Source organism: Arthrobacter sp. NPDC080073, assembly GCF_040686575.1.
Lineage (GTDB): Bacteria > Actinomycetota > Actinomycetes > Actinomycetales > Micrococcaceae > Arthrobacter.
This window is the reverse complement of sequence record NZ_JBFBKR010000004.1, coordinates 278,073-290,722: the sequence shown is the minus strand read 5'-3', so window position 1 is coordinate 290,722 and position 12,650 is coordinate 278,073. Positions and strand designations below refer to the sequence as shown.

At 65.2% G+C, this 12,650-nt stretch carries 12 protein-coding genes; 11 read left to right on the top strand and 1 reads right to left on the bottom strand.

Going from position 1 to position 12,650, the window contains the following annotated elements:
* The first annotated feature begins 25 nt into the window (after positions 1-25).
* The 4 genes from AB0O52_RS07420 to AB0O52_RS07405 all read left to right on the top strand — a co-directional run bounded on the left by AB0O52_RS07420 (position 26) and on the right by AB0O52_RS07405 (position 2,731).
* Positions 26-283: a hypothetical protein gene (locus tag AB0O52_RS07420; RefSeq protein ID WP_364535487.1), complete on the top strand. Its 258-nt coding sequence runs from the start codon at positions 26-28 to the stop codon at positions 281-283.
* A 248-nt stretch (positions 284-531) separates the two neighbouring features.
* Positions 532-1,086 (top strand): WxL domain-containing protein, encoded by a 555-nt coding sequence (locus tag AB0O52_RS07415; RefSeq protein ID WP_364535484.1) that lies wholly within the window; start codon positions 532-534, stop codon positions 1,084-1,086.
* Between the two features lie 26 nt (positions 1,087-1,112).
* Positions 1,113-1,688 (top strand): hypothetical protein, encoded by a 576-nt coding sequence (locus tag AB0O52_RS07410; RefSeq protein ID WP_364535481.1) that lies wholly within the window; start codon positions 1,113-1,115, stop codon positions 1,686-1,688.
* Complete coding sequence (locus AB0O52_RS07405) at positions 1,685-2,731, top strand: DUF916 domain-containing protein (RefSeq protein WP_364535479.1); 1,047 nt, start codon at positions 1,685-1,687, stop codon at positions 2,729-2,731. The genes AB0O52_RS07410 and AB0O52_RS07405 overlap by 4 nt, the downstream gene beginning before the upstream one ends.
* Before the next feature lie 102 nt (positions 2,732-2,833).
* Here AB0O52_RS07405 and AB0O52_RS07400 read toward each other — a convergent pair whose 3' ends face one another.
* On the bottom strand, positions 2,834-4,390 hold the full coding sequence (locus AB0O52_RS07400) for a chitinase (RefSeq protein ID WP_364535476.1): 1,557 nt from the start codon (positions 4,388-4,390) through the stop codon (positions 2,834-2,836).
* A 217-nt stretch (positions 4,391-4,607) separates the two neighbouring features.
* On the opposite strand from AB0O52_RS07400, the gene AB0O52_RS07395 reads away from it, so the two are divergent.
* The 7 genes from AB0O52_RS07395 to AB0O52_RS07365 all read left to right on the top strand — a co-directional run bounded on the left by AB0O52_RS07395 (position 4,608) and on the right by AB0O52_RS07365 (position 12,601).
* Entirely contained in the window at positions 4,608-6,959 is a 2,352-nt protein-coding gene (locus tag AB0O52_RS07395) for a glycosyltransferase family 2 protein (protein ID WP_364535473.1), read from the top strand.
* A gap of 60 nt (positions 6,960-7,019) precedes the next feature.
* A complete protein-coding gene (locus AB0O52_RS07390; RefSeq protein ID WP_364535470.1) occupies positions 7,020-8,510 on the top strand; it encodes an SDR family oxidoreductase in 1,491 nt (496 codons plus the stop codon).
* A 32-nt stretch (positions 8,511-8,542) separates the two neighbouring features.
* On the top strand, positions 8,543-8,893 hold the full coding sequence (locus AB0O52_RS07385; protein WP_364535614.1) for a metalloregulator ArsR/SmtB family transcription factor: 351 nt from the start codon (positions 8,543-8,545) through the stop codon (positions 8,891-8,893).
* Positions 8,890-9,597 (top strand): aquaporin, encoded by a 708-nt coding sequence (locus AB0O52_RS07380; protein WP_364535467.1) that lies wholly within the window; start codon positions 8,890-8,892, stop codon positions 9,595-9,597. Before AB0O52_RS07385 ends, AB0O52_RS07380 begins: the two co-directional genes overlap by 4 nt.
* Positions 9,594-10,010, top strand: coding sequence for an arsenate reductase ArsC (locus tag AB0O52_RS07375; RefSeq protein WP_364535464.1), 417 nt, complete (start codon positions 9,594-9,596; stop codon positions 10,008-10,010). The genes AB0O52_RS07380 and AB0O52_RS07375 overlap by 4 nt, the downstream gene beginning before the upstream one ends.
* A 226-nt stretch (positions 10,011-10,236) precedes the next feature.
* The gene (locus tag AB0O52_RS07370; protein WP_364535461.1) at positions 10,237-11,526 is read left to right on the top strand and encodes a MinD/ParA family protein; all 1,290 of its coding nucleotides are present in this window, start codon (positions 10,237-10,239) and stop codon (positions 11,524-11,526) included.
* A 238-nt stretch (positions 11,527-11,764) separates the two neighbouring features.
* Entirely contained in the window at positions 11,765-12,601 is an 837-nt protein-coding gene (locus tag AB0O52_RS07365) for a hypothetical protein (RefSeq protein ID WP_364535458.1), read from the top strand.
* Positions 12,602-12,650: the final 49 nt, after the last annotated feature.

The window sequence follows — 12,650 nt, the reverse complement described above, 5'->3', positions numbered from 1 at the left end:
GGAAACACAAATATTGGGGAAGAGCATGTACAAAGCCCAGAAACTACTCTTCATAGTCGCGATAGTGCTTGGAGCTACCGCCGTTCTGGTCGTTAACTACATCTGGATTGGTTCGGCGGTATTTGGGCTCAACACCTCGCGGCTCGATCCCGAGCAAGGGCCATCCTGGCCATTCGCGGTCGTTTCCCTCTCCGTCGTCGGCGCGCTTTTTGCCTTAATGGCAGGAATCGTCTTGGCAGTGGTCAGCGCGCATCGGACGCCCCACTCTCCGGAACGCCGGTAACTTCATCACGAAGGGCGGACGTAATGTTCCCGTCCGTAGCGTGGTTTGCAGCTGTCACGTAGGCCACTCTGGTACGTTGTGCTCACTCTCGCAGAAGCGCTGGGCTTCTGCTCCGATGCTGATCGGGAGGTGCTGTGGGGCCGCCTGTTAGGGGGCTTCAAGGCCGACGAGAGTTGAGGAGGGGACTCGACATGCTTCGGTTTTCAACGTCCGTAACCTTGATTCGCAAGGCCCTAATAGTAGCGGTCGTGGCCGCCTTGTCCGCTGGGGGATTGTTGGTGGCTCCCTCGGCCTTCGCTGCAGATTCAGTAACCCAGGCTGTCATCGGCGGTACCCGTTCGGCCTCGGTCGCAGCCATGTCGCTTGCCAGTGTGGTCACGGCGCACACAGTTCAGAACAACACCGGCACCATGACTCTGACCGTCGATGACAGCAGCGGCACCGGGGCTGGCTGGAACGTCACGGAACAGGTCAGCGATTTCGCGTACTCCGGATCAAACTCAGGCACGGCGATCCCCGCGTCGGCGTTCTCCATCACCTCGGTCGGCGCGGTCGCGTCCACGGCGGGCGAGGCGATCAGCAACACAGGCACCGACGGCGCGCCAACCGGCCCGCAGAGCGCCAACATCACGAACGGCGTCTCTGGGTCGCTGGACACAGCAGTGAAGGTCATCCGCGCCGGGGCGAACTATGGGTCCGGAACCTATACGCAGCCAATAAACGTGAACCTGGCGATCCCGGCCGACACTCGGGCAGGCACCTACACCGCAACCTTGACGACTACCCTCGCCGCCGCCCCCTGATGCCAGCCCATGGACGGTGAGGACGGATGGTGACGGGACGGCCCTGGCGGGCCGCGGTCGCGGTGCTTCTCGCGATCGCACTGGCAGCCGTAGGCGCGGGTCCGGCGTCGGCCGCCCTGACGGCGAGCCTGCAGAGCTTGGCTCTGCCGACCACTCCCTATTCACACAATCAGCAGACGATCACGGGACGGGCTGTGCTGACAGTCACGGACACGTCCGCTTACCTGCCGCCGATACCGCCGCTGACGCCAGGAATCGGTACGGGGGCCGGCTGGCATGTGACAGAACAGGCCTCGGCCTTGACTTACAGCGGGCCGAACAATGGGACCGCCATTCCCGCGTCGGCCCTAGCCATTGTCTCCGTCGAGGCTCCCGTTGCGTCCTCGGGCAGCCAGCCCGTTGACCCGACGAACGGGCCAACGGTGCCCACGGTTTCGCCGGCCGGGTCGCTGAACAGTGCGCGGATGGTCCTGCACGCCAACTCCGGCTACGGTGCCGGCACCTACACCCAGGGCATCAACCTGTCACTGACCCTCCCGGCCCAGGCCAGGGCCGGAACCTACACCTCGACTATCACCACGACCATCGGTTCCGGGCCGTGACCGGCCCGCGAAACGGCGTGAGCCGGCTCCTGCTCACTATTGTCCTGCTGGTTTCCGGTTCCGCTGTTGGGGCGGCGGTGGGACCCCTGAATGACGCTGCCGCCGCAGATAGCCAACAGCCGGTCAACCTGAGCCTTAAGCCACTTGACCAAGCCGGCTCCTACTTCAGCCTGACCATGGACCCAGGCCAGAGCCGGCAGTTGAAGGTAGAGCTGGGCAACCACGGCGCCGTCGCGATCGCTGCCCGCACCTACGCGGCCGACGCGTACTCCCTTATCAATGGCGGCTTCGGGGCGAAAGACCGGGACAGCACCTCGACTGGAACCACCACCTGGCTGTCATACACGCCCCAGGTGCTGCAACTGCCCGCTGGCCAGGGAAGCACCCGGACTTTCGCCTTGACCGTACCCGACGGCACGGCCCCCGGAGACTACATCACCAGCTTGGTGCTGGAAAACGATGTCCCGCTCCAGGGGTCCGGATCCGTGGTCCTGAATCAGATTGTCCGGCAGGCCATCGCGGTGTCCGTCCATGTCCCCGGCCCCCTCCAAGCGGCTCTCGCCCTGGGAGCTGCCAGCCATACAACCACTGCCGACCGCTCCGTGGTGGATGTCCAAGTCAAAAATACGGGCACCACCAACCTGAAGCCCGCCGGCCAGTTGGTAATCCGCGACCACAAAGGCAACACCGTCAGCCAGGCAGCGGTGACCATGGACTCGGTCTACGCGCGCACCGACACCCAGGTCGAAACCACCCTTGACGGCAAGCTCCAGCCTGGTGACTACACTGCCAGCCTCACGCTCAAGGATGCCGCCACCGAAGCCGCTGTCGACGCCACCGTGCCCTTCACGGTCAAAGACCTGGCACCCGCCACCTCCGCAGGGGAACAACAAGGACAACTGCCCAAAATCATCCAGGATGCGAGCGCCGGTCCGGTGCCTTACTTGCTTGTGGCGGGACTCCTTGCCGCGCTGGCCGGTGTAGCGACCCTGATCCAGGGCAGGCGAAAGAGTCGGCGCCGCCAGAACGGTCCGAGCGCTTAGGAAGCTGGCTGCTGGAGCTACGCCCGTTCCTCCACGAAGCGCGAACTGGCAGCAGATGCCCTCCGGAAACGATTTTGCGGGCATCTGCTGCCAGTTCGCGCTTTAGGAAGCCGGCGCAGTCAGGATTTGGGCTGGCGTCAATCTTGCCCAAGGGGAGTCCGGGGCGCCTTGGACTGCGGCTTCCGGGCTGTCGCCTTGAGTCCACCACTTGGCCTCGAACGCGGACCCGTCGAAGAGGATGCGGTCGCCCTTGTGGTAGACGGTCGCCGGCGCCCATCCCGGGAAGGTCCCCGCAGGCACGGTTGCTTTGGGGCTTGGCCTATCTCCGGGCAGCACTGGACCCACCAGTTTCCACGGAGTGGCACCGCCCTGCAAGACCGGGTTATCCGGGACGTCAGCGCGGGTCCACCATTTTGCCTCGTAGACGCTGCCGTGCCAGACCACCCTGTCGGCCGCGGTGTAGGCGGCATTGGTGTTCCAGACCGGATAGGGGCTCGTTGACGGGTCGTCGGTGGTGGTGGCCGTGGCGCTGCTTGAGGCGGTCGCCGTAGGCGACGGAACCGCAGTCGGGGTAGGCAGCGCCACGTCATTCGCGAGGGTCGCGGAGAACAGCTGGGAACCCTGGACCACCCCGCTGCAGCTGTCCGAGACCTTGCTCAAGTCGGGGTAATTGGGACTGCACGTCCTATCCCTGTTCATGGACCACATCGACAACCTGCCGAGGCCCTTGTCTTTGGCGAAGCTGTTCATAGTGGACGCGTCATTGAGGGTGAATATTTCACCGGCGACATCGTTCTGGCCGACCATGACGGTCAGGCCAAGCTTGCGCCAGAGGGTTTCGCTGCCAAAGTCAGTTCCGGCGTTGCGGTAGAGGGCATCAAGCTGGCCGTGGGCGGCATCCGCAGCCGATTCTGCGGCTCGGGACATGCTCCAGCTTGAGGGCTTACTCGCACCGAAATCCATCGCCATGATGTTCACGCCCTCCAGTTCGACTCCGCCGGCGAGGGTATGCGCCACGATGCCCTGGCCTTGGCTCGTGAGGCCATTCGGGTCGGCCGCAAGCGTCAGCCAAACGGCGAGGGGCTTGCCGCTGGCTGCGCGTTCCTTCTGGAGGGCGGCAATGGCTTGCGCCCGCCGGTCGGCAGCGGCCGTGTCCGTCAGCGCATTGCTTTCGATATCGAGATCGATGGTGGTGAGATCGTAGCGATCCACAATCTGCCGGTAGGCATCGGTCAGGGCCTTCGTGTCTTTGCAGGAAACGGCGAGCTCGCTGTTGCTCAGCCCGCCGAAGGAGACCGCTGTGGCTCCGCCAAGCTGGCGGAGCCGGGCGATCCTCCGGTCCAGGTCGAGATCGGAAGCTGCCTGGCCGGGGCTGTACACCGCACCCCAGGACGGGGCGCAGTCCTGCTTCGGATCGGCGACGACGAACGACAGCACCACGGCTTTCGCGCTGGGCACGGCTGGATCTTCGAACGCGAAGCGCGGCGTCGCCGTCACGTCTACGTAGCCGGAGAATACCGAAGGCATGGATGCCGCGGCGCTGACGTCCTGGACGTTCCGGAGGCCGAGATAGCCCGCCGTGACCGCCGCGACCACGATGACGCAAAGGATTCCCAAACGCAGGACGGACAGCCGGCGGCCGGGAAAGCGCTTCGACACAGAGATACCCCTAGAACTTTGTGATAAGGACTTCACGGATGTCTGGGAAAGATCTCACCCCCTGGAAACGCAGCATCTTGCGTAGCATTTCCATGAGTTCTGTCGGAACTCCGCGTTGTTCGCCTATCATAGGGGCGCACTGGAGTGCGGTCCGTTACATTACGCCCGCATTGTGCCGCGCGCCCGCTGGGGGTGCACGGACAGCGAATGGGGATTCATGTCGGATCAGATCGTGCTGCTTCGCCCCGATGAACAGGGAACGGCAGATGGGCAGTCTTCAAAAGCCCGAAAGCGTCAGTGGGGCGCGGAAAAACGCTCCGAACCGCTCTCGATCGTCCACCCTGCACCATCGCGGCGGAAAATAGTCCTCGGCCGCGTCGCCGTCCTCACCACCGTGCTCGCCTGGGTTGGCTATGTGGTCACGACGGTGCTCAAGCAGTTGGTGGACAACCCCGGCGCCGGATTCCGCTTCGGCACCGAATCCTTGTCCTACCTGGTGGTGGTGTCCTTCCTGACGTTCTCGGCGCTGATGTACCTCACTGCCCGCCAGGGCGCCCTGACTCGCTTCCGGGCCCACCGCCGGGTTCCCCGAGGGGAACTGGACCGGCACTTCTTCGACTACTCCGAAGGCATCACCGTGCTGATTCCTTCCTACGCGGAAGAGCCGGAAGTCGTCCGTGGCACCATGTGGTCCGCGGTCCTGCAGGAGTTCCCGGACCTCAGCGTTGTGCTCCTTCTCGACGATCCGCCCTTCCCCGAAGACCCCGACGTACTCCGGCGCCTGGAAGCGACGCGCTCGCTCGCAGGCCAGATCACGGAAACCCTCAAGGAACCGGCGGCGAGGGTCAACGCGGCCTACGCGAGGTACCGCCGTCGTCGTGATCAGGAACCTGAACTGGACGCGGGCACCGAAGTGGAGCGGCTGATCGCCGAATACGAATACGCTGCGGAGTGGCTAGAAGCAATGGCGGAGACCGAGTCCGTCGAGGACCACGTGGACGAGTTCTTCGTGGACCTGGTCCTCATGGGCCTGGCACGGGAACTACGACTGGTGATTCTGGCTCTCACGGCTGCCAACGCCCAGCAGGCCTCGCCCGGCCCGGAACGCATCGCAGAGCTGTACGCGCGGCTTACCTGGATCTTCAACGCCCGGGTGTCCACGTTCGAGCGAAAGCGGTTCGCCAGCCTCTCCCACGAGGCCAACAAGGCCATGAACCTGAATGCCTACCTCTCGCTCATGGGCGGGACCTGGCATCCGGAACAGACAGCGGACGGCACCGTCTTGAGGCCCGCAGGGGTTGCTGGACCCGCAGGTGTGCCCGACGGCGGCGCGCTCTCGATCCCGGACACCACCTACGTCCTGACCCTGGACGCGGACTCGCTGCTGCTGCGCGATTACTGCCTGCGCTTGGTCCAACTCCTCGAATCCCCGGGCAATGAGCAGGTAGCCGTCACCCAGACCCCGTATTCCTCCTTCCGAGGCGCCCCGACGCGGATCGAACGCATCGCCGGCGCCACCACGGACATCCAGCACATCCAGCACCAGGGGATGACCCAATACGGCGCCACGTTCTGGGTGGGAGCGAACGCCGTGATCCGCAAACGCGCCTTGGAAGACATCGTTGAGATTTCCACGATGGGCGGCTTCGAGGTCAGAACCTACATCCAGGACCGCACGGTCATCGAAGACACCGAGTCCAGCGTGGACCTCGGCAAGCGCGGCTGGACCTTGGTCAACTACCCCGAGAGGCTCAGCTACAGTGCCACGCCGCCCGACTTCGGATCGCTCGTGGTGCAGCGGCGCCGTTGGGCCAACGGCGGCCTCCTGATCCTGCCCAAGCTCTGGGAACAGATCCGCAACCGCCGAGGCCAGGCCCGGCCAGTCCTCTTCCGCGAAATCCTGCTGCGAGTCAACTACATGGCCTCCATCACCTGGGCCAGCTTCGGGCTGCTGTTCCTCCTGGCGTACCCCTACGACAGCCGTCTCCTCAGCCCCTTGGTCTTCCTCGCCGCGCTGCCCTACTTCCTGGCCATGGGCAGCGACCTGCGGGACTGCGGCCACCGGTTCAGCGACATCTTCCGGATCTATGGTTTCAACCTCGTTCTCCTGCCGGTCAATCTGGCCGGCGTCCTGAAGTCTCTCCAGCAGGCGCTCACGGGAGACAAGATTCCGTTCGTCCGCACCCCCAAGGTCAAGGACCGCACCGCCGCCCCGGCCCTCTACGTCCTCGCTCCGTACCTGATCGTCGCGTTCTCCTTGTTGACCGTCTGGCGCAACTGGGAACTGGGAAACTGGGGCAACGCCGCATTCGCTGCCTTCAACGCCGTCATGGCCGCCGGTGCGATCCGGGCCTACATCGGACTGGCCAATTCCGGAGTGGACATGTACCTGGGCGTGTTGAACTGGCTGTACGTCGCGCCCAAAAAGCCGAAGGCGCTGCCGCCGGCCATCATTCCCAAAACCCCGGAGCAGGTCGATTGGGAGTCGCTGCTGTATCACGGGGACCGCCGCCTGAACCGCGACCTCCGGGGCAAGAACGACCGCCGGAAACGGGCGGGATCGGTGTAGGGCTACGCTGTCCTTGGACGTCGGTCTTCCGGCGCCGCAAGGGCATCGGAAGGGGCCACGATGAATCCACTGGCAGTGGTATTGGGATCCACCGGCTACATCGGGGGACGGCTCGTCCCGCGCTTGCTCGACGCCGGCTACGACGTCCGCGTCCTGGTACGCCACGCGAACAAGCTCAGGGACGTCCCCTGGGCAGCGGGCGTGGATGTGATGATTGGCGACCTTGAGGACGTGGACTCCCTGCGGCAGGCCTTTGCCGGGGCTGACGCCATCTACTATCTGGTGCACTCGATGGGTCCTTCCGGCGAGCGGTCTTTTGAAGAGACCGAAAGGCTTTGTGCCGGCAATGTTGCACGGGCGGCGACCGATGCTGGCGCCGAGCGGATCATTTACCTGGGCGGCCTCCACCCGGAAGGAACGGAACTCAGCCGGCACCTCCGATCCCGCAAGGAAGTGGGCGACATTCTCCTGAGCTCCCCGGTGCCCGCGGTGGTGCTCCAGGCCGGCGTCGTGATCGGTTCCGGTTCGGCCTCCTTCGAAATGATCCGGCAACTGACCGAGGTGCTGCCCCTCATGGTGGCTCCGCGATGGGTGCGGAACAAAGTCCAGCCGATCGCTATCCGCGACGTACTGCATTACCTTGTCGCCGCAGCAGGACTCCCGGCCTCGCTCAACCGCACCTTCGACCTCGGTGGCCCGGATGTCCTCCGCTACGACGAGATGATGAACGGCTACGCCGCGGAAGCGGGCCTGCGGCGCCGGCCGGTGATTTCACTGCCCGTCCTGACTCCATGGTTGGCATCCCAGTGGGTCAACCTCGTCACCCCCATACCCCGTTCCTTGGCCGTGCCGCTCATCGGATCCCTGCAGCAGAACTGCGTGGTTGGGGAGCAGGACATCCACCGATATATCGATCCGCCCGAAGCCGGGCTGCTTGGATACCGGGAATCGCTTCGCTTGGCGTTGGCGCGCGAGGCCGCCGGGGAAGTGGAAACAAGCTGGCAGAACTCCTCCGTTCGCGGTGCCCCGAGTGATCCGCTTCCCAGCGACCCGCAATGGGCCGGCCACCTGGTGTACCAGGACAACCAGGAGCAGGCTACGACAGCCACCCCGCAACAACTGTGGCAAGTCATAGAAGGCATCGGCGGCGACAACGGCTGGTACTCGTTCCCCCTGGCCTGGTCCGTGCGCGGCTGGATGGACAAGATCGTGGGCGGAGTCGGGCTCCGCCGCGGCCGGGTCAGTCCGACCCGTCTGAATACGGGGGACGCCCTGGACTTCTGGCGCGTGGAGCAGATCGACCGCGGCTCCCTGTTGCGCCTCCGCGCGGAAATGAAGGTCCCCGGGCGCGCCTGGCTGGAAATGCGCGCCGAAGAAGCCGAAGGCGGGGCTCTCTACCGACAAAGGGCGGTCTTCTTCCCCAAAGGGCTGGGCGGACGGTTGTACTGGCTGGCGGTGCTGCCCTTCCACGGCGTCATCTTCAAAGGAATGGCCAACCGCATCGCTGCCGCCGCGGCGTCGATGGCGGACGACGATCCGGCGTTGCCTTAAACATCGACAAGTGTGAATATTTACCCGTGTCTATGTCCTTGGAGTTAACGCCTGTCCAGACGGTGGCGTGTTGTTCGCCGCTGTCCCGGGAACCCTTGTCGGAATCCGAAGCCGAAGGAATCGTTCCGCTGCTCAAAGCTCTGGGTGATCCCGTGCGGCTGCGGCTGATGTCCCTGGTGGCGTCCCACGAGGGCGGCGAAGCCTGCGTATGCGATCTCAACGACGCCTTTGAGCTGTCACAGCCCACCATCAGCCACCACCTGAAGGTCCTGCACGAAGCGGGCCTCCTGGAACGCGAGAAGCGGGGCGTCTGGGTCTATTACCGCGCCCGCACCGATGCCCTGTCCGGCCTGGCGGCCTTGATCGGGGGACAGGCCCAGTGAGCGTGCTGACACGGCGGGCCGTGGCGGAGCTCGCCGGCACCGCCTTCCTGGTCATGGCCGTGGTGGGGTCCGGCGTCATGGCCTCGCGCCTGTCCCCGGACGACGCCGGACTGCAGCTCCTGCAGAACAGCGTCGCCACGGGCGCCGCCCTCGTGGCGTTGATCCTGGCCCTGCAGCCCGTCTCGGCATCCTTCAACCCCGTGGTCACTGTGGTGGAGCGCGCACTGGGGATCCTGGACACGCCCACGGCGTTGGCACTGATCGCAGCCCAGTTCGTTGGAGGCCTCACCGGGACCGTGCTCGCCAACCTGATGTTCGGCCTCGACGCAGTGACACTCTCCACGCATGGACGTGCCGGCGGAGGGCTGTGGCTCGGCGAAGTCGTCGCCACCATCGGGCTGCTCCTGGTCATCTTCGGCACCATCCGCTCCGGCCGACCGGACAAAGTTGCCTATGCCGTCGGCGGGTACATCACGGCCGCCTACTGGTTCACCAGCTCCACCAGCTTCGCGAACCCTGCTGTGACCGTGGCCCGGACCATCACCGACACGTTTTCCGGGATCGCCCCGGCCTCTGCCCCGGGGTTCATCCTCGCCCAGTTGTTGGGCGGCGGCCTTGGGTTCCTCCTGATCCGCGCCCTGTACCCAAGTGTTGCCACGTTGCCCGCAGCCTTCCCGGCGCCCGATCGAAAGGTCCTCTCATGAGCACTGAAACCGTCAAGAAACCCTCCGTCCTCTTCGTCTGCGTCCACAACGCAGGCCGTTCCCAGATGGCTGCCGCCTTCCTCACGACTCTTGGCGAGGGCCGGATCGAAGTCCGCTCCGCGGGATCGCAGCCTGCAGATAAAGTCAACCCGGCCGCCGTCGAAGCCATGGCTGAACTTGGCATCGACATGTCCGCCGAAATCCCCAAGATCCTCACCACCGAAGCCGTGAAGGAATCCGACGTCGTCGTCACCATGGGCTGCGGCGACGAATGCCCCTACTTCCCGGGGAAGCGCTACGAGGATTGGGTCCTCGAAGACCCGGCCGGCCAGGGCCTAGACGCCGTCCGCCCCATCCGCGACGAGATCAAGAGCCGCATCGAGGGCCTGATCGAGTCCCTCACCGCCGAGTAGCGCTACATTCTGCTGGATCACCGCCGACGTACCGGAGAAGAATCCGCGTATTTCCCGGGGACAAGCTCGGGGCGGCGCCGGGTGATCCAGCAGAATGTCGCCGGTCCGAATTGCCCGGCACGGCCCGTATGTCAGGTTTGGGGCCGGCGCCACCTAGAATTGCTGGTTGAAGCAATCTAAACGAGAGCCGCGGCGCACAACGCTGCGAGTCCTAGGGGACAAGACCATGCCGGATTCTGTGGACAACGAAGCCAGCGCCGCTGCATCTAACGAAGGGCAGCCCGAACTTCGTCGACGCCGCGATCGCCGCCGCGAAGAGGGTGACGCCTGGACAGGAACTATGCCGATCATTACGCCGAACGATTCCGACGCGCCCGCATCCCCGCCTGCCCCGCTCCAAAGCAGATCCTGGGCTGAAGCGGCAGCTGCCGCCGACGCGTCCGCCGGGGCGGCAACCGACTCGGGCAGCGGTGACGCGAGCCGTGAGGAACCAGGACGTGAGATCGCGACGGCGGCAGCACCGGCGTCGGGCGCTGATTCCCCGGCTGCCGCACGAGCCGGACGCGCCGCAGCCGCCAACGCTCCGATTTCCGACTTCATCTCCTCGCCGGGTTCGTTCGTGCGGGAACAGAAACCGCGTCCCGTCGGTGGCTTCCGCGGCATGCTCTACAGGCTGACCGGCGGCGCCTGGAACCTCGGGCCGAGCGCCAAGCAGCGTGAAGAGGATGAGCTGGCGCGGCGCATTTCCCGCCAGCTCCAAGGCAGCTACAACACGGCCGTCCTGAGCCTCAAGGGCGGGATCGGCAAGACCTCCACCACGGTCGGCGTGGGCCTCACCTTGGCGGAATTCCGCGGCGACCCGCCCTGCGCAATCGATGCCAACCCCGATTCGGGCGACCTCGTGGAGCGCGCCCTGGGCGAGGGCATCTACCAGAAGGCCACGCCGCGCACCATCACGGACCTGCTCAAGAACGTCGACAATGTCGATTCGCTCACGGCACTCGCCCGGTACATGCATCACGCCGGCCGACTGCACCTGATCGCCGGCGAACAGGACCCGGAAGTTTCGGACTCACTGACCGCCGAGGAATACCTGCGGATCCGCCAGCTGATCTCGGGCTATTACTCCGTTGCGCTGACCGACTGCGGCACCGGTGTCACGCACAACGCGATGAGCGGCATCCTGCAATCGGCCGACAACCTCATCATCGCGGCCGGGTATGCCGTGAGCGGTGCCAAGCGGGCCCGCAGCACCCTTCAGTGGCTTGCGAGCCACGGCTACGAGGAGCTCGCACGCAACGCGATCGTGGTCATCACGGACAAGGACGAGGTATCTTCCCGCGTGGACAAGGATGCCATCGAGGAACACCTCTCCGGGATCTGCCGCCAGTTGATCGCCGTCCCGCACGACAGGGGAGTGGCCGACGGTGACCTGGTCACCCTGGACGTCCTGCGCCCCGATACCCGCCGTGCGTACAAGGAGATCGCGGCCGCGATCGTGGACGGGTACGTGTAGCGCCTCCCCTTTTCGGGGCGACGTAGTTGTAACCGGTTAGTACTCGACGACTGCGCGGATTGCAAATTGTCGCTTCCGCCGGGATTTCCCTAGAGTTGCACCTGGACGTCATTCGCTTTGCGGGGCGTCCTCGCCATGACCGGGAACTGGGCCCGGGCATGGTGCACCTCATTCCGTGCCTTCGTGACACCCTGCTGCGCCCGTTTCTGGACCCGAGGCCAGCACCCAGGAGCCTCTTTTGATTCCCAATAAACTTGCCTTGATGTTCGCTGCCGTGCTTCTCCTCGGACTAACGGGTGCCACCGGGGCTCGCCCCTCCGCTAACCCAGCGCCCGACGCCGCCCCCGCAACAATCGCGAACGCCGCACCTGCCGCTGAGGTGGCCCCGCTCGTTACCCCGGCTCCAGCACCGCCAGCCGTCCCGCAGCCTGCCGCCGAACCCGCGCCCGCCGTCGTCGTGCCCCCGGCTGCCGGTGGCGGCTCCGTGAAGGTGCTCGACACTACCGCGGCCATCACCGATCCCAACTGGTTCCGCCAGGCCTACGCCGAGGGGTTCCGCCTCTACGTGATGCACTCCACGGTGTGGGGCACGTGCACCCCGTGGCAACAGACCCAGGCCCAATTGAAGATGGCGCTCGACGCCGGCCTCAAGATCGCGGTCTACACCCGTGACGCTTCGTGCTGGGAGAACGGGATCAAAGCCGCCGGCCCGTACATCGCCCAACTGCAGTTCTTCGCCCTGGATATCGAGCCCGGAGGATCCCTGGTAACGCGGGCCATGGTGGATGGCGTGCGGAGCCTGGGCGTGCGGCCTGTGATCTACAGCGGCCGCGGCATGTGGCCAGGCTTGATGGGCAACAGCACCGCATTCTCGGACGTGCCCCTCTGGGATACCGACACGAGCAACCTCAACTACTCCAGCTGGACTGCGGACTACCTGGCTCCGGCACCTGTGCAGTACGGCGGCTGGAACACGGCCCGCACCATGCGGGTGGGGATCCAGCAGAAGTTCGAACACACCCTGAACGGCATCAATGTGGACCTGAACTCGTTCGACGCGAGGTTCCTGAAGTAGGCGCTGCGCTGATTGCCTCGCGCACCCGGATTTCCCTTCGCGAGAGGTA